This is a genomic window from Rhizobium sp. BIGb0125 (genome assembly GCF_024810055.1).
Classification (GTDB): Bacteria; Pseudomonadota; Alphaproteobacteria; order Rhizobiales; family Rhizobiaceae; genus Agrobacterium.
In genome coordinates this window covers 862388-878995 of record NZ_JANUDV010000001.1, presented here as the reverse complement: position 1 = coordinate 878995, position 16608 = coordinate 862388, and the positions used below count along the sequence as shown (strand labels likewise).

Sequence of the window (16608 nt, the reverse complement as noted above, 5' to 3'; positions counted from 1 at the left end):
CATTTTGCGGAGACATCCATGTCCGTTACCACCTCTTTTGAGGGGCCACGCGCGCCTGCGCAATCCTCTTCGATCAATCTCTATCGCGCCGTCTGGCGCTGGCATTTTTATGCCGGTCTGTTCATCCTGCCTTTCATGATCACACTTGCCATTACAGGTGCGCTCTATCTGTTCAAGGACGAGATCGACAATGTCATTCATTCCGATCTCAAGCGCATCGACATCTCGCAGAATGCGCCAAAAGCCAATCCATCCGACATTGTCGCGGCAGCCTTGGCTGCGGCTCCTGGCACGGCGGTCAAATACACCACACCTGACAACCCCGCTGCATCGACCGAAATCACCGTTAGTACGGCGGAGGGAAAACGTGCAGTTTACGTCAACACTTATACAGGCGAGGTGTTGGGTTCGCTGCCCGATCGCGGCACCGTCATGTGGACCGTGCGGTATTTGCACAGCCTGAAATACTTCGGCACCTACGCCCGTTATTTCATTGAAATCGCTGCAGGCTGGTCCATCCTGCTGGTGGCAACCGGCATCTATCTGTGGTGGCCACGCAACCAGACCGGCGGCGTGCTCACTGTCCGCGGCACACCGAAAAAACGGGTATTCTGGCGTGACACCCATGCTGTCACCGGAATTTTTGTCGGCTTCTTCATCGTTTTTCTGGCGGCCACCGGCATGCCATGGTCGGGTGTGTGGGGCGGCAAGGTCAATGAATGGGCCAATGGCAGCAATTTCGGATATCCATCCGGTGTGCGCGTTGATGTGCCTATGTCGAGGCAGAAGCTTGATGACATCTCGAAAACCTCATGGTCGCTGGATCAGGCACAGATTCCGCAGTCACAGGGCCATGATCATGGACAGGGTGATAGCGGCCATGAAGGTCATGCTGGCCACGCCAACATGTCTGCCCCGCAACAAGCACCAGCCATGAGCGATACGATTGGCATAAACGGTGCCATTGCCCGTTTCGAGCAGCTTGGCCTGACACCGGGTTACGCCGTGGCCCTGCCGACCAATCCATCCGGTGTCTATAGCGGTTCGATCTACCCGGACGACCTGTCCAAGCAGCGCGTCATCCACCTCGACCAATATAGCGGTGAAGCACTGATCGACATGAGCTACGCGGATTACGGTCCGATGGGCAAGGCTCTCGAATGGAGCATCAACACCCATATGGGGCAGCAATTTGGTCTGGCAAACCAGATCGTGCTGACCTTGGCCTGCCTCGCCACCGTGCTATTGGCAGTCTCCGGTGGTGTCATGTGGTGGAAACGTCGCCCCAAGGGTTCGCTTGGCATTCCGCCGATGCCACAGGAGAGACGGGTCATGCGTGGCCTGATTGCGATGCTGGCGATTGGCGGCATTCTTTACCCGCTAGTCGGGTTAAGCCTGCTGGTGATGCTGGCGCTGGATTTCGCAGTTCAGAAAATGGGTAAAACCAAAATCGCTTGAGAAGAAGAATAGGAAAACAGCGGCCGGGGCTATCCCGGCCTCTTCCGCGCCTAGAGATGATATTCCTTGCAGACCAAACCATTCGGTGTGCGGTATGTCTGAAAACCCATGGCCTCATAATAGGCCTGCCCCAACATATTGTCCGCGCCAATGCTGGCATCGATGCTGCGCAGGCCAAATTCTCTCGCGGCACGCAGCGTATCCCTGAACAAGGCAGATCCGACACCTCTGCGCGCGGCAAGCGGGCTGACATGGGTACCAATTATGCCCCAACCTTCAGCCACGTCCCAAGGGTTCCCCACCTTCGCAAGACGCAGCGATTGAAACCCGAGAATACGCCCATCGTCGTCTTCCGCCACTACGCACTGTATGCGGTCTTCCGGATCGATATAGGCGGCCAGAATAGTAGTCTTGTCGGTGGGCGTCTTGCGCAAACCGGCTGCGAAAATTTCGTTTTGCACGGCTGCCATGCCTTCGGCATCATCTGACATTGCAGGTCTGGTTTTCATCATACCGCCTTCATAACTGAATGCCAGGATATGAGCAGCAATCGAGAGGAAAGGCCAGTCACATTGATTTACCGCGGCAAATTACCTCTATCTATCAACGTGATATTTGGTTCAGCGGATTCAATATATGAATACGAATGAGACTTTCCTGGATCGATTCCCACGAAGACTAGCCATTGCTGCGAAGACCGACGCCGCCTGACCAGAGGAGTAAAAATGTCCGAAACAATTTTACGCTACGTGCCGCTTGATCCCAACTGGCAGCCATCGGACGAACAGTCAGGGCAAGTGGTGTCATTGTTGAAAGCCATGGCGCCGCTGGCCGAGAATGTCTCGGGCCATTTCGAAGACGATGTGCGCTTTTATGATCCCGGCGAGAACTGGTCGGGTGTAAAATGCCCCAACTGCAAGGCGGATGTCGAGGAATGGTGGGGCGAAGCAATGGACACGGCCTTTGCCAGCGAATTCAAAAATCTTTCAGCCGAAGCTCCCTGCTGTAGCACGACCGTGAATTTGAATGGGTTGGACTATGTCTGGCCCGCCGCCTTTGGGCGTTTTGCGCTCGAGGTCCTCAATCCCAATATGGATGACACAACGCACGAGCAGGATCAGCAGCTTGCCGAACGCCTCGGCACGCCGCTTCGAAAAATCTGGGCCAGATATTAAGCCAGCCCAGATCCGTAAATGCACGATGTCAGGTTCTGAAGATAAATGACGCACCCAGCGCAATCAGTGCAAAACCTATAACGTGGTTGATGGTCAGGCTCTCCTTCAGCCAGAAGATCGAGAAGCCGGCAAATACGATCAGCGTGATGACTTCCTGCATCGTCTTGAGCTGCGCTGTCGAATAGACCTCAGAGCCAATACGGTTGGCAGGGACCGCCAGACAATATTCAAAAAACGCGATGCCCCAGCTGGCCATAATCGCCAGAAACAGGGCGCTGCCCTTGTGCTTGAGATGCCCGTACCAGGCAAAGGTCATGAAGACGTTTGAGGCAATGAGCATCAGGACAGGCCAGATGTGGGCAGGGCTGATAGAGAAAGGCATGATCGACCTTTGGAGATTGTGAGGGAAACCGGAACCGAAAAACAGAACATCTTCGGAATTTGGCCACTTGCTTACAGCATCTGGCCAAAAAGTGTACTGGGCTTTTTTGCGAAGCAGATGCCCTGATGTAGAAGGTATCGGCTCCATTCTTTCACCTGCCGCACGGCAATGAAAACGGAGGATAAGACACGCCAGCATTCGTTCGGTTCCATGTAGGGCGACGTTTCCTTTTTGTACTCATTTTTTCATTGCCGCCCCTTCCTTTTTGGGCGGACTCTCTCCATATTCCGGGCATGGCCAAATCTCCGAAAAAACCCACCGACCAGACCTCGCGCTCCGATGGCTTTGCTGAAATGCCGCAGGCACCTTTTGAAGGTGCTCCGCTTTCCGGCAGCGTGGCCGATTGGGTAAAGCAGCTTGAAGCCGAAGCGGAAGCATCCTCGGTTGAAACCCAGCGGGAGATTGCCTCAAAGGCGGGCAAGCACCGCAAGAAGATCGAGATCGAAGCCCGCAAGGCTGCAATCGATGAAGCGGCCAAGACTGCAAAAGGCAACAAGGCCACATCTCAAAAGACATCGCGCGGTGTGTCGATTGGCGCATCCAACGACCCCAAGACCCGTGCAGCTGCCGGTCTGAACCCGGTTGCCGGTCTCGATGTCAGCCTTGAAGAAGCAGAAAACCTCGCCACCGGTGCGGTCACGGCCACGGTGGATGCGCTGTCGAAGCTGATTGAAAGCGGTAATCCGCTGTTCAAGGATGGCAAATTGTGGACCCCGCATCGTCCTGCTCGCCCGGCTAAATCCGAAGGCGGCATTACGATCCGCATGCAATCGGATTTCGAACCTGCCGGTGATCAGCCAACCGCCATTGCCGATCTGGTCGAAGGCATCAATTCGGGAGAACGCTCGCAGGTTCTTCTCGGCGTGACCGGTTCGGGCAAGACCTTCACCATGGCCAAGGTGATTGAGGCAACCCAGCGCCCTGCGGTTATTCTTGCCCCGAACAAGACGCTGGCCGCACAGCTTTATTCCGAGTTCAAGAACTTCTTCCCCGACAATGCGGTGGAATATTTCGTTTCCTATTACGATTATTACCAGCCGGAAGCCTATGTGCCGCGCTCGGATACCTTCATCGAAAAGGAATCGTCGATCAACGAACAGATCGACCGCATGCGCCACTCCGCCACCCGCGCCATTCTGGAGCGTGATGACTGTATCATCGTCGCTTCGGTTTCCTGCATTTACGGTATTGGCTCGGTGGAAACCTACACCGCCATGACCTTCCAGATGCAGGTGGGCGACAAGCTGGACCAGCGTCAGCTTCTGGCCGATCTCGTGGCACAGCAGTATAAACGGCAGGACATCAACTTCGTGCGTGGTTCCTTCCGTGTGCGCGGTGACACAATTGAAATCTTCCCGGCCCACTTGGAAGATGCCGCATGGCGCATTTCCATGTGGGGCGATGAAATCGAAACCATCACCGAATTCGATCCATTGACCGGCCAGAAAACCGGCGATCTGCAATCGGTGAAGATTTACGCCAATTCGCACTATGTCACGCCGCGGCCGACGCTGAATGGCGCCATCAAGTCGATCAAGGAAGAGCTGAAAGGCCGTCTTGCCGAACTGGAAAAGGCTGGCCGTTTGCTCGAAGCGCAACGTCTGGAACAGCGCACCCGTTACGATATCGAAATGCTGGAGGCCACCGGCTCCTGCGCCGGTATCGAAAACTATTCCCGTTACCTTACTGGCCGTAATCCCGGCGAGCCACCACCGACGTTGTTTGAATATATCCCTGACAACGCGCTGCTGTTCATCGACGAAAGCCATGTCTCCGTCAGCCAGATCGGTGGCATGTACCGAGGCGACTTCCGTCGCAAGGCAACGCTGGCGGAATATGGCTTCCGCCTGCCCTCCTGCATGGACAACCGTCCGCTGAGGTTCGAGGAATGGGACGCCATGCGCCCACCAACCATCGCTGTGTCCGCCACACCTGGCTCCTGGGAGATGGAAGAATCCGGCGGCGTCTTTGCCGAACAGGTCATTCGCCCCACCGGCCTTATCGATCCGCCGGTCGAGGTTCGATCTGCCCGCACGCAGGTGGACGATGTGTTGGGTGAAATCCGCGAGACTGCGCAGGCTGGTTACCGCACGCTGGTGACGGTTTTGACCAAACGCATGGCGGAAGACCTGACTGAATATCTGCACGAGCAAGGCGTACGCGTGCGCTACATGCACTCGGACATCGACACGCTGGAGCGTATCGAGATCATCCGTGATCTGCGTCTTGGTGCCTTTGACGTGCTGGTTGGTATCAACCTGCTGCGCGAAGGTCTCGACATTCCAGAATGCGGTTTTGTCGCCATTCTCGACGCCGACAAGGAAGGTTTCCTGCGTTCGGAAACATCGCTCATTCAGACGATCGGCCGTGCTGCCCGTAACGTTGATGGCAAGGTTATCCTCTATGCGGATAACATCACCGGTTCGATGAAACGTGCGATGGAAGAAACCAGCCGCCGCCGTGAAAAGCAGATGGCCTACAATACCGAACACGGCATTACGCCGGAATCGGTCAAGGCGCGCATCTCCGATATTCTTGATTCAGTTTATGAGAAAGATCACGTAAGGGCTGATATTTCTGGCGTTTCCGGCAAAGGCTTTGCCGATGGCGGCCATCTGGTTGGCGCCAACTTGCAGGCACATCTCAACGCGCTGGAAAAACAGATGCGCGACGCAGCAGCCGATCTCGACTTCGAAAAGGCCGCCCGTCTGCGCGACGAAATCAAGCGCCTCAAGGCTGTCGAACTGGCGGCAATGGACGACCCTATCGCCAAGGAGGAATCCAAGGCGCAGGAAGGCATCAGACGCGCCGCGCAGGCCACCCGTGAATCCCTGTTCCAGAAACCATCGCTGGATGACATGGGACCGGGCACGGACACCGCCAAGCCGTTGTTCCGCAAGAACACGCTCGACGAAATGACTGTTGGCCGAACTGAAAAGCCAGTGCGTGGTGACGTTCCCGAAAAACCGGCAAGTGAGGGCGGCAAGCGTTTCTCACCCCTTCTCGAAGGCCAGCCGGAAAAACGCACTGACGACCCTCGCCCAATCACTCGTGCCAAACCCGGCTTAGGTTCCTATGAAGATGTCGTGGACGAAAAACAGCGCAAGGGCCGCACAAAAGGCAAGACCGGTAAACCGGGGCGTTAACCACAAACATGCAGCGTAGGAACCCAACCTACCCGTAAACGTTACTGAACTTTATTGGGAACCCGCGAACCCGCAAGGGAGAGACGGTATGACGCGAAAAAATCTGGCAACCCTTTGCCTTTTCCTGTCCTGCGGATCTGCCTTTGCCGGGCAGATCGAAGACGCCACCTTCAGCAGCAAGGCACTCGACGCCGATCTTTCAGTCAACATCTACCAACCGGATGGCGAACCACCGGAAAACGGCTGGCCGGTGCTGTATCTGTTGCACGGCCATGATGGAGACCAGAACAGCTGGCGCGATCTCGGCAACATCCAGAAAACACTGGATGGCATGATTGCCTCAGGCACCATCCGTCCGCTGGTCGTGGTCATGCCGGGCGCAAAGAACAGCTGGTATGTCGACTCATCAGCAGTTGGCGGACCGGGTGATTACGAGACAGCCATAACGGGCGACCTTCACTCGCATGTGGAAAAGACGCTTCCTGTTCGTCAGGACAAGCAGGGTCGCGCCATAGCTGGCCTGTCTATGGGTGGGTTTGGCGCGCTGCGTCTAGCCTATGACCACGAAGATCTTTTCACAGCTGTCGCCAGCATGTCCGGCGCAATCTGGCAAAACGTACCAGCCGAAGATCTCGATAAAACGCCCGCCGAACTGAAACTCATTCAGGACAGCGCCTTTTTCCACCGGGTTGACCGCACGACGATCACCAGCGGCATCGTCCTGCCATCAACCGGCGATCATTTCTCCGGCGCTTTTGGTACGCCATTCGACGCGCGGTTGTTCAATGAAAAGAACCTATTCACTCTGGTCGCGCAACATGTCGTGGAAGGACAGGACTTGCCGGCCACTTATCTCACGGTTGGCGACGATGACGGCTTTTTTCTCTGGCGCGGCGCCGTTGCCCTGCATGAAACATTACAGGCTGACAATCGCACATCGGAATTGCGTATCACTGACGGCGATCACGTCTGGACCGTCTGGAAGACCTCAATCATCGATGTGCTGAAATTCATCGACAGCAAATGGGATAGCGACAAGGCTGTTGCCGAGAATTAGCCGCAGATATTCACCTTCTATTTGCCAATTTTGCCGAGCATTTGGCGCCTACGTGCCCAGCAGTCGCATAAGTCGTATTTTGCTATTATGCGTTAAACCTGCATCAACCCCTTGCTGGCATATCTCCACCCAAAGCAAAAAGGAGACATGCCTCATATGATGATCGGTTTTAAAAACACCCACAATCAAACCGTCTACGTCAATCCGGCACAGGTGCTTTACGTCGGTGCATTCGAAGAGGACGTGTCTATTATCGCCATGGCGCTGGCAATCTCCGGCGGCAAACCTCTGATGCTGCATGTCCGTGGCAGTGTTGATCTGGTGCAGCAGAAACTCTCCGGCACGTTCCCGTCGCGTACATAAGTTTTTCTGGACGCTTTATGATGATCCCGCTTTTTTTGTAGAGCGGGATGATTTTGATTTATGAGAGACATTTCTCTCTGCGGCCGCACGAATGAGCGCTTTCAAAGCCTCTTCAGCGATCACATCATCCTCATGAAAATCGATTGCGCGGCGTGTATTGCCCTCAAGGCTGGAATTAAACAGCCTGGCTGGGTCCGCGACTGACGCACCATGGGCAAAGGTCATCTTGACCACATTTTTGTAGGTCTCGCCGGTGCAGATAATGCCGGCATGTTCCCAAACAGGCACGCCGCGCCATTTCCATTCTTCGATCACCTCGGGCACCGCCTGTTTTATCAGTGCGCGAATTTTCGCAAGCTTTGCTCCACGCCAGTCACCCAACTGTTCGATCCTCTCGTCGATCAAAGCAGATGGATCACCCTTGTCCTGCACATGGTCCTGTTTTTTATCCGGCATGGTTGTCACCTGTACCCTCGGGAACCGCGTCATGATCTCAATCCTCTTATAGCGTATTTCAGATCATGCTGACGTTCTAATCTACATTTTTTGCTGGAACCAAAACAATGCCTATCCGTTACTCCCCCGAACATAGCGTTCGATACTGAAAGGGAAGAAACATCATGAAAAACAAGGTTTTCGCACTGGCTGCTGCCGCAGTCCTCACCTCCTCTGTTGCCTTTGCACAGACAGCGACAACCCCGGCTGCACCGTCTGCTGCCGCCCCTGCAGCTGCTGGCGCTGACGCCACTCTGGCCGGCCCGGGCATTACAATGGGCATGACGCCAAATGGTCCGCTGAAATTCGTCAACGTGCAGAAGACCGATCTGACCGCCTCCCAGTTGGAAGGCCTGGATATCTACAACGCAGCCGGTGACGACATTGGCGAGATTGAAGATGTGGTGATTGGTGACGGCAAGTCGGTGATTGGCCTCGTTGCCAGCGTCGGTGGCTTCCTTGGCATCGACAAGAGCTATGTCGTGCTCGATCCGGCCTCGGTGGCTGTCCAGAATGACAATGGCACATGGAAGGCCTATGTCGACACAACAAAGGAAGCGCTCGAAGCCGCTCCTAAATTGGATTACGACAAGCTGGACGACTGATCCCCCTTGTCAGCTCCAGCGAAAAGCCTCTGCTGAAAAGCAGGGGCTTTTTTCGTTTTGAATGCCGCCCCGCTATTCGACGCAGCTTTGATGTTGCTTGATAATCAACACCAGACAGGCCATCGTCGTTCTTCTTGATTTGCTGGAGATCACAAATTTGCCGCCGGATATATCGACAGGAGCAGTCGTTCAGGATCGTGCCGGGATGATTGCGGGGATGACGCCGACGCTTGATACAGAGACCTATATTTTCTGCGCACTGCCGCCGTCCGGCGCAGATCAACATATTGTCCTCAATGCCCTAGCCACGTTCCGCGAAGCCGAGGGCATCAGCCTGATCTTGCCGCTGGATAAAGCAATATCGCTGGACCTGACAATGACCCAGCCGCCAATGTCTCGAATTACTCTTGAGGTATATTCGTCTCTTGAAGGTGTCGGTTTGACCGCCGCGGTATCCACTGCACTGGCTGACAAAGGCATTGCCTGCAATATGGTGGCCGCCTTACATCATGACCATGTGTTCGTGCCGCACGACAGGGCAAACGAGGCCATGGATATTCTGCGCGCCTTGCAAACATCGGCCTTACGATAGGTCAGCGATCAATTTTTACAATGAGGCCCGTGGTCGGTGAGCGGGTTGCTGATATGGAACCCCGAGTGATCAAGACCCGCGACATGAAAAAAGCCGCCATCCCTGCCCTTCTGACATTGCTGGCTTTGCCCGCTGCCGCTCATGCCAACAACTGGCGCCCGGCAGAACAGATCAAACCCTATACGGTGCGCGGTTCAACCGGCATGGAGCTGTACCAGTCGATCGGCGCTCGCGGACCCGAGGCCGGCTCCGGCCAGGCCATCGCCTACACCACCTTCAAACTGACATGGCGCCGGGATTACCGGCCACTGCCGGATGGTGCCTGTGTGCTGGCCTCCGCCCGGCCCAATCTCACCATCATATACAGCTGGCCCAAACCCGCCACCAAACTGTCTGGGGCAATGGCAGACAGCTGGCAGACCTTTATCCGCGGCGTCGAGACGCATGAACGCGTTCATGGCGAGCACATTCTCGACATGGTTCAGAAAATCGAGGCTTACAGTGTAGGTCTGAGAGCCGAAAACGACCCGAAATGCCAGAAGGTTCGCGAAGTTTTGCAAAAGCGGCTCGGTGAACTGTCCAACGAACAGCGCCGTCGCAGCAGTGATTTCGACCGGGAGGAAATGTCACCCGGTGGCCGGGTGCACCAACTCATTCTGGCGCTGGTCAATGGACCGTAATCCAATGACAGACAAGCGGCTGGCGGTTTATTCCGCCGCCTCTGCCTTCAGCGTCACGACGCGTTCCATCATCTCGATCTCGTAGGAATAGCCTTCCAGCATGGTATAGGCCTGCTCGATGGCCTCGATCTGCGCTTCGGCATTACGAATGGCCTCTGCGATGGATTGGCTGCGCGAACGCAGCATAGAGCCGAGCACATCGGTTTCCGGCTTTTTGCCCAGCCGGTCCATATGTTTGCGCACGCGGGTGCGATGACGCTCAAGCTCGAGAATGTGGAAACGGCTTTTGAGAATATCATCCGTCAACTTGCGGCGCATGGCCGCAACAGGATCGAAACTGCCCGGCTCGCGCTCATCCAGAATGAACTCGTTGACCAGTGTTTCCAGCATCAGCAAACCCTTGAGATCCTTGGGGTCTGCCAACTGCGGATCATAACCGGTGTCATCGAACACCTTGCGGCGCACCGGGTCCTTCAAAAGATCATAGGCTTTTTGCAGGCTGGAGAATTGCTCTGTATCGCCACCACTATCCGGATGCGCGTTTTTTGCCAGCTTGCGATAGGCAGCCTTGATCGCTGCCTCATCCGCATCACGCGCCACACCAAGCAAAACATAGGGATCGATCAACACAGCACCTGTTTTACGCATTCACACCAAGGGCGACGATCCACCCGCATGAAGCAGACCATACGCAATTTTCACGCCCGACGGCAGTCCTTGATGTCAGTTTTCACGACAAACCTGCCATGCCCGTGGTGATAAGCCCACCATCAGCCATGACATTTCAAAGCGGAAAACACGCTTTAACCGCAATTTTGTCAGGCGCATGTCCATCTTGCCAACAATGCCCACAAAACTGTGGAAAGCGGAAGTCGGAGAATCAGAAGGTTCAATTTCTCGCCTAGCCCAAACTCGGGCGGCCATCAGACACGTCTGCAACTTCGGGCAATCGTGTCTTCGCAAAACGAACGCGAGACGTTGACGACAATCTATCGTCAACTGCAATGCATTGATTTAAGGGAAAAACTGGTGCCCCCGACAAGGTTCGAACTCGTGACCCCCTGATTACAAATCAGGTGCTCTACCAACTGAGCTACAAGGGCAATCCAGTGCGTGTGGAATTACCAGATTCTTTTTCTGTGTAAAGCGAAAATTGAAAATAAGCATGCTGAACATGCATTTTTTTGTTCGCAAACCGGAAATGGGGATTTGTCGAGGCTAAGCCTTACTCATCGTGCAGATAATAAAGCTTGTGAACGATCAACCACTTACCATCGATTTGTAGCAATGAGAGGTAATTGGTGAAGTTCGCACCTGCAAAACTATCGCGCAGTTTGACGGACGCGGTCTCGCCAGCGGTATCAATGCCAAGAATCTCATAATCGAGCTCATGGTCCGGTGACGGAGAATCGACAGACTTGATCTGATCGATGAAATCACTGAGAGACAGCCACTCAATACCGCCCTGATAGTTACCGACGATGGCGGCTCGCGGATCGAAAAGTTCCCGTAACCTGTCCTCATCGGCAAAGGTCATGGCGTGTACATAATCAACGACAGTCTCAGAAATGGAACCGGGCATCGTTTTGGCCTCGCGTTTATGTTTCTTCCATTCGCATGTTTTAGTCAGTCAACTTGAACTGAAAGACAACATACACCTGAAACAACTTACTCGCCAGAACCCCCAATTGTCGCCGGTCCACCCCACAGCCCTAATCTGTAGGACAGCGCCGCGCTGGCTCATCATTCCAGATCCAGGGTCATCACGACAGGGCAATGGTCGGATGCCTTGGGTCTGTCCCAGCCGGTGCGCGGATAATGCTCTACCGCCTGCCCGGGCGGGAAAATGGTGCGATACGGCTGGCCATTGCGAATAATGTCCGGCACCTGGTTTGGGTTGAGGCTGGCAAGGCGCGGTGATAGCCAGATGTAATCAAGCTGGCACAGATGCTGTTCCTGTGGTCCGCGCGAATGATACAGCGTCCACCGGTCCATCACATCACGGCGCAGCATCGGATTGATGGCAAAACCATCGGCACTCAGCACATTCAATGCGCTTTCATCCTCGTTGACGGGCGTAAAGGTGTAGCCCTTGCGCCGGTCACCGTCGATTAGCACCTTTTCCTGATAGTCGTTCATGTCGCCACAAATGGCGAAATTCATGTCGCGCGCCTTGCCTGCGCCGAAGCGGCTTTCAATAATATGGCGCACGGCTTTCAGTTCGGCATGCCGGATGGCCATGGTGCCAAGTCGCGCATCCGTGGATTCACGCGAATTGGTCATCGATTTCAGATGCACTACGTAAAGCGTGAAGGGTTTGCCGCCGATACGCAGGTCGAGCTCCAGGCAGTCGCGTTTGAAAATCTTGTCATCTGGCTGGTTGGTGACAGCGATATCGGCGTTAAAGAGATGCAGGTCGCGGTAAGTCAGTGCCGCATGGCTTTTGATATCCACCAGTTCGATGCGTTGCCCGTCGCGAGTTTCCTCACGCATGATGACGGCGACATCGATGCCGCGGCTGTCATTGCCCTCCACCAGATATTTCTGGCGATAGCCGTTACCGACCATACGAAACAGATAGCCATATTCGAAGGCCTGCAAGGCCGCCATGTTGTCCACTTCCTGCAGGCAGAGGATGTCGGCATCCGCATCAGCTATCGCCAGCGCCGAAAGCTGGCGGGTATCGTCGGTAGAAGATACCAGACGCGCGCTTTCCAGGGCCTGATAGGTCGCCTCGTCACGGATTTCGAAAAGCTGCATCGCCCTGTCGCGGCGGGTCTGGTTGCGAAAGCCTGTAAAATCAAAGCGGGTGAGCAGGTTTTCGATGTTGAAAGTGGCAAGCCTGAGCGACATGAATCATTCCCGTTTATGCAACAACAGCAACTTAGAACCTTAGCTGTTCGGCGGGCAAGAGAACATGCATTCCATCGGCGATGGAGGTTTTGAACGACCAAGAGCGGGACCAAAAACCATGCCAGTGGATAATGCACCAATTAAATACGAAAACGTCGCAATTTAACGGTTCCGTTCAGACAATTTAAAACTGCGGCATGGTTAGTCCCGGATCGAATGGAACCAAAAGATCAATGATTGATTTTCGGATTATCACACTCAAGGCTCTGGCCACGGGAATATTCGCATTAGGCGTGACCCTGCTGATATCTGTGACATTCGTTCCCATGATGGGAGGCAAGCTTGCGGGCGCTGGACTGATCATGACGATCATCTGCCCGCTTGCAAGCGCAATTCCCATGTCAGCCCTTCATTACTGGAATACTGCAAGACTGCGTCTGGCCCGCAAGGAAGCGGCCGAAGCGCGCGACGAGTTGGCCGTTGCCTATGAGCAATTGCGGATGTCATCGCGTCTTGATCCGCTGACCGGCATTCTCAACCGCGCCACCTTCATGGACGAGTTGGAAAAGGCAAGCCTGGGACAAAAGAGCGGCGGCCTGCTGTTTTTCGATCTCGATTACTTCAAGACACTCAACGATACCTATGGTCATGCCACTGGCGATGCAGCGCTACGCCGTGTTGGCCAATTGGTGTCACGCATGAGTGCAGATGACGACATTGCTGGCCGTATCGGCGGCGAGGAATTTGCAATGTTCCTGCCCTTCCTCAAACGGCAGGACATTACCGAGGCCGCGGAAAAAATCCGCATCGCCATCGCCAACCTGAAGGTCACGACCACAGACGGCGACAAGATCGGGCTGAGCGCCAGCTTCGGTGTCGCCTATTGCGAAACAGGTTTTGACCCGTCCCGCATGTTGCAGGTGGCCGATGCCAACATGTACAGCGCCAAACGTCAGGGTCGTAATCTGGCGGTCAGCTAAAGCCTGACAGACAGTTGCCGTCAGGCTTTCCTTCATAGGAAGATCACAGTCGCCAGGCGGCTCTGATGGCAACCGGAATAAAATCACCAACATTTGCAGCATCACGGCTATAGGCACGGAGGCTCTGGCCATCTGGCAGTTTCAGGCGCAGCGCATAACGCTCCCCTTCATAGAGAGATGACGTAACGCGGCAACGAATACCATCTGCGTCCTGCACCACATCCTGCGGGCGAACAAGAATATCACCGGTCGGCGACACGCCTTTTCCCTTGGCAAAAGCCGGCGCCAGAACATTCCAGTCCAGTTCGCGATTGTCCTGTTGAGGCAGCGCCAGAGAAACGATCGCTCCCTGCCCGACCAGTGAACCGACCAGCCGCCCTTCTGGACGGGCATAAAGCTCCGCTGGCGGTGCCACCTGCAACAGCTTGCCTTGAGACATCACCGCCACATCGGTTGCCAGCGCCATGGCCTCGGACTGGTCATGGGTGACGTAGATCATCGTGGCACCGGAACTGATGTGGAACTCACGGAAGGTCTCTTCCATCTCCTGGCGCAAATGCCGGTCGAGATTGGCCAGGGGCTCATCCAGCAACACCACATCCGGCTCGGTCACCAGGCACCGTGCCAGTGCCACACGCTGACGTTGACCGCCGGAGAGTTCTGACGGGCGGCGATTGGCGTAGTTTTCAAGACGCACGGCTGCCAGCGCGGCGGCGACCTTGCTGCGGTACCGCTCACCGGAGATGCCGCGCACCTTTAGCGGATAACCGGCATTGTCAGCCACCGTCATATGCGGCCATAGCGCGTAGGACTGAAACACCATCGCCATGTTGCGACGTTCTGGCGGCACCATGCTGCCGGCGTCGGCCAACACACGCTCGCCCAGCAGAATGGAACCATCGCTTGGCTGCTCGAAACCGGCAACCATGCGCAGCACCGTTGTCTTGCCGCAACCGGAAGGCCCCAGCAGCGCCAGAAAACCGCCATCACGAATGGTCAGCGAGACATCGTCCACCGCAGGTTTGCCAGTGCCAAAGTCTTTGGACAAATGGTTGAGTATCAGTTTTGCCACGGTACAACTCCCTTCGGCAGTTTGCGGCCAAGCAGTTCCAGAAGCAGCATGAGAATGATCACCATGGCCACGACAAGAACGGACAGTGCAGAGGCAAGATCGAAACTGCCGCTATCATCAAGATTGTAGATAACCACCCCAAGTGTCTGGGTGCCGGCTGACCACAGCAGCGCAGACACCGTCAGCTCATTACAGGCGATCAGAAAGACCAGAATAATCGACGCCCCAGCCGCCGGTGCCACCAGCGGCAGGATGATATCCTTCAACCGGCGCCAGAACCCCGCTCCAGCCAACCGGGCTGCCTCTTCCAAAGCAGGATCGAATTGCGAGAAGGCACCAACCATCGGCTTAAGGCTGACAGCGAAGAACGACGAGAAATAGGCCAGCAGAATAATCCAGATCGTTCCGTAAAGCGTCACGCCAACAAAGGGCAACGGTGCGGCCAGAAGCAGGATGAAGGCCACGGCAATGACGATGCCCGGCAAGGCATAGGGAATATCCACCAGCGCCGACAGGATGAACATGAAGCGGCTTTTTGCCCGCACCAGAAAATACGCCGTCAGCAATGTCACCAGAAGGAGACCTGCTGCCGTAACACTGGCGAGGAACATCGAATTCAGGAAGGCGGTACGCGTCGAGGCCTGCCGAAACAGGATTTCCTCATAGGCATGCAAGGTTGCTGTCTTGAGGCTGAGCGGCACACCATAGGCCGGTGCGAGCGAGCTTGCGATCAGCGCTGCCAGCGGCGCAACCAGAATGAAAAAGATGGCCAGCCACAACACCACTTCGAGCGGCAAACGCCAGGAGTGTAGCCGGAAGGTCGCGACCTTGCCCGACAGACCGATGATGCGGTAATCGCGGCCCTTCATGGCTCTTTCCTGCACCGCAAGACCGGCCACCGAAATAATGGCAATCATGCCCGACAACATGGCGATGTCGCCAAATGTGCTGGTACCGAAGCTGGCAAAGCGGCTGTAGATCAGCGTCGGCAGCGTGAAAATCGAGGCCGGAATACCGAGAATGGCAGGAATGCCGAAATTGCCGACGCCAGAGACAAAAGCAATGGCCGCACCGGCAATCAGCCCCGGTGTCGACAGGGGAAGAATGACATCTTTCAGCACCCGCCATGAGGTGGCGCCCGACAGGCGGGCGGCCTCGATACCATCCTGCGGCAGTGCCAGCAGGCCCGCCCTCAAGGACAGATAGACCAGTGGGGCGTGTTGTACGCCAAGCAGCAATGCAATGCCGCCGATCGAATAAAGCGGTTGCGGCGAACCCAGCGCTGGCGCGAGGCCAATGGCCTTCAACAACGTGCTCGATGGGCCCGTCATGCCAATCCACGACAGGGCTGTTACCTGTGGCGGGATCATCATTGGCAACATGAACAGGAAACTCATGGCAGCCTTGCCGCGCACGTCGCATAGCGTCAGTGCCAAGGCGAAACCGCCGCCAATGACAACGGAAATGATCATGCCAAGAAATGAGGTGACCAGACTGTTCAACACCGCGCGCCACAGGGCAGGATCAGTCAGCAATGGCCATAAGTCACCGTTCAGTGACGATAGAATTCCGGTATAGGCAAGACGCCCCAGCGGCAGGGCGCTGAGGACGAAAACCACCAACACCACAAAGGGAAACAGCCAGCGCGGCTGGCTGTTTCCTGATGCATTCAAAACGGACATAATGTGAT

At 55.5% G+C, this 16608-nt stretch carries 17 protein-coding genes and 1 tRNA gene; 9 read left to right on the top strand and 9 right to left on the bottom strand.

Annotated elements, in window-relative coordinates; genetic code table 11:
* The first annotated feature begins 18 nt into the window (after window positions 1-18).
* Window positions 19-1458: a PepSY domain-containing protein gene (locus M2418_RS03985; protein WP_259144605.1), complete on the top strand. Its 1440-nt coding sequence runs from the start codon at window positions 19-21 to the stop codon at window positions 1456-1458.
* Window positions 1459-1508: 50 nt separating this feature from the next.
* Here the strand turns inward: M2418_RS03985 and M2418_RS03980 are convergent, their stop codons facing one another.
* Window positions 1509-1967 (bottom strand): GNAT family N-acetyltransferase, encoded by a 459-nt coding sequence (locus tag M2418_RS03980; protein ID WP_259144917.1) that lies wholly within the window; start codon window positions 1965-1967, stop codon window positions 1509-1511.
* A gap of 216 nt (window positions 1968-2183) precedes the next feature.
* Here M2418_RS03980 and M2418_RS03975 point away from each other — a divergent pair, with 216 nt between their 5' ends.
* Window positions 2184-2633 (top strand): hypothetical protein, encoded by a 450-nt coding sequence (locus M2418_RS03975; RefSeq protein ID WP_259144603.1) that lies wholly within the window; start codon window positions 2184-2186, stop codon window positions 2631-2633.
* A gap of 28 nt (window positions 2634-2661) precedes the next feature.
* Here M2418_RS03975 and M2418_RS03970 read toward each other — a convergent pair whose 3' ends face one another.
* Window positions 2662-3015, bottom strand: a complete 354-nt coding sequence (locus M2418_RS03970; RefSeq protein WP_250981796.1) for a DMT family protein — start codon at window positions 3013-3015, stop codon at window positions 2662-2664.
* A 293-nt stretch (window positions 3016-3308) separates the two neighbouring features.
* On the opposite strand from M2418_RS03970, the gene uvrB reads away from it, so the two are divergent.
* The 3 genes from uvrB to M2418_RS03955 all read left to right on the top strand — a co-directional run bounded on the left by uvrB (window position 3309) and on the right by M2418_RS03955 (window position 7641).
* Window positions 3309-6221, top strand: a complete 2913-nt coding sequence (gene uvrB, locus M2418_RS03965) for an excinuclease ABC subunit UvrB (protein WP_259144600.1) — start codon at window positions 3309-3311, stop codon at window positions 6219-6221.
* A gap of 88 nt (window positions 6222-6309) precedes the next feature.
* Window positions 6310-7278: an alpha/beta hydrolase family protein gene (locus M2418_RS03960; protein ID WP_259144583.1), complete on the top strand. Its 969-nt coding sequence runs from the start codon at window positions 6310-6312 to the stop codon at window positions 7276-7278.
* 156 nt (window positions 7279-7434) lie between these two features.
* On the top strand, window positions 7435-7641 hold the full coding sequence (locus tag M2418_RS03955) for a hypothetical protein (protein ID WP_250981799.1): 207 nt from the start codon (window positions 7435-7437) through the stop codon (window positions 7639-7641).
* A 15-nt stretch (window positions 7642-7656) separates the two neighbouring features.
* On the opposite strand, the gene M2418_RS03950 is transcribed toward M2418_RS03955, so the two are convergent.
* Window positions 7657-8097 carry a DUF1801 domain-containing protein gene (locus tag M2418_RS03950; protein WP_259144574.1) on the bottom strand — a complete coding sequence of 147 codons (441 nt, stop codon included), beginning with the start codon at window positions 8095-8097 and terminating at the stop codon, window positions 7657-7659.
* A gap of 164 nt (window positions 8098-8261) precedes the next feature.
* Here M2418_RS03950 and M2418_RS03945 point away from each other — a divergent pair, with 164 nt between their 5' ends.
* From M2418_RS03945 to M2418_RS03935, 3 genes are all read left to right on the top strand, one after another.
* The gene (locus tag M2418_RS03945) at window positions 8262-8741 is read left to right on the top strand and encodes a PRC-barrel domain-containing protein (protein ID WP_192488600.1); all 480 of its coding nucleotides are present in this window, start codon (window positions 8262-8264) and stop codon (window positions 8739-8741) included.
* Between the two features lie 97 nt (window positions 8742-8838).
* Window positions 8839-9333, top strand: a complete 495-nt coding sequence (locus M2418_RS03940) for an ACT domain-containing protein (protein WP_259144572.1) — start codon at window positions 8839-8841, stop codon at window positions 9331-9333.
* A gap of 83 nt (window positions 9334-9416) precedes the next feature.
* The gene (locus tag M2418_RS03935; RefSeq protein WP_259144915.1) at window positions 9417-10013 is read left to right on the top strand and encodes a DUF922 domain-containing Zn-dependent protease; all 597 of its coding nucleotides are present in this window, start codon (window positions 9417-9419) and stop codon (window positions 10011-10013) included.
* Window positions 10014-10040: 27 nt separating this feature from the next.
* On the opposite strand, the gene M2418_RS03930 is transcribed toward M2418_RS03935, so the two are convergent.
* From M2418_RS03930 to M2418_RS03915, 4 genes are all read right to left on the bottom strand, one after another.
* Complete coding sequence (locus M2418_RS03930; RefSeq protein ID WP_192488599.1) at window positions 10041-10661, bottom strand: J domain-containing protein; 621 nt, start codon at window positions 10659-10661, stop codon at window positions 10041-10043.
* Between the two features lie 379 nt (window positions 10662-11040).
* Window positions 11041-11116: transfer RNA gene (locus tag M2418_RS03925), tRNA-Thr, on the bottom strand.
* A 122-nt stretch (window positions 11117-11238) separates the two neighbouring features.
* Window positions 11239-11595, bottom strand: a complete 357-nt coding sequence (locus M2418_RS03920; RefSeq protein ID WP_192488598.1) for a nuclear transport factor 2 family protein — start codon at window positions 11593-11595, stop codon at window positions 11239-11241.
* Between the two features lie 161 nt (window positions 11596-11756).
* Window positions 11757-12866 (bottom strand): endonuclease/exonuclease/phosphatase family protein, encoded by a 1110-nt coding sequence (locus M2418_RS03915; protein WP_259144563.1) that lies wholly within the window; start codon window positions 12864-12866, stop codon window positions 11757-11759.
* Between the two features lie 233 nt (window positions 12867-13099).
* On the opposite strand from M2418_RS03915, the gene M2418_RS03910 reads away from it, so the two are divergent.
* Window positions 13100-13846: a GGDEF domain-containing protein gene (locus M2418_RS03910; protein ID WP_259144561.1), complete on the top strand. Its 747-nt coding sequence runs from the start codon at window positions 13100-13102 to the stop codon at window positions 13844-13846.
* A 43-nt stretch (window positions 13847-13889) separates the two neighbouring features.
* On the opposite strand, the gene M2418_RS03905 is transcribed toward M2418_RS03910, so the two are convergent.
* Window positions 13890-14918, bottom strand: coding sequence for an ABC transporter ATP-binding protein (locus M2418_RS03905; RefSeq protein WP_259144559.1), 1029 nt, complete (start codon window positions 14916-14918; stop codon window positions 13890-13892).
* The gene (locus M2418_RS03900) at window positions 14906-16600 is read right to left on the bottom strand and encodes an iron ABC transporter permease (protein ID WP_259144558.1); all 1695 of its coding nucleotides are present in this window, start codon (window positions 16598-16600) and stop codon (window positions 14906-14908) included. The genes M2418_RS03905 and M2418_RS03900 overlap by 13 nt, the downstream gene beginning before the upstream one ends.
* Between the last annotated feature and the right edge of the window lie 8 nt (window positions 16601-16608).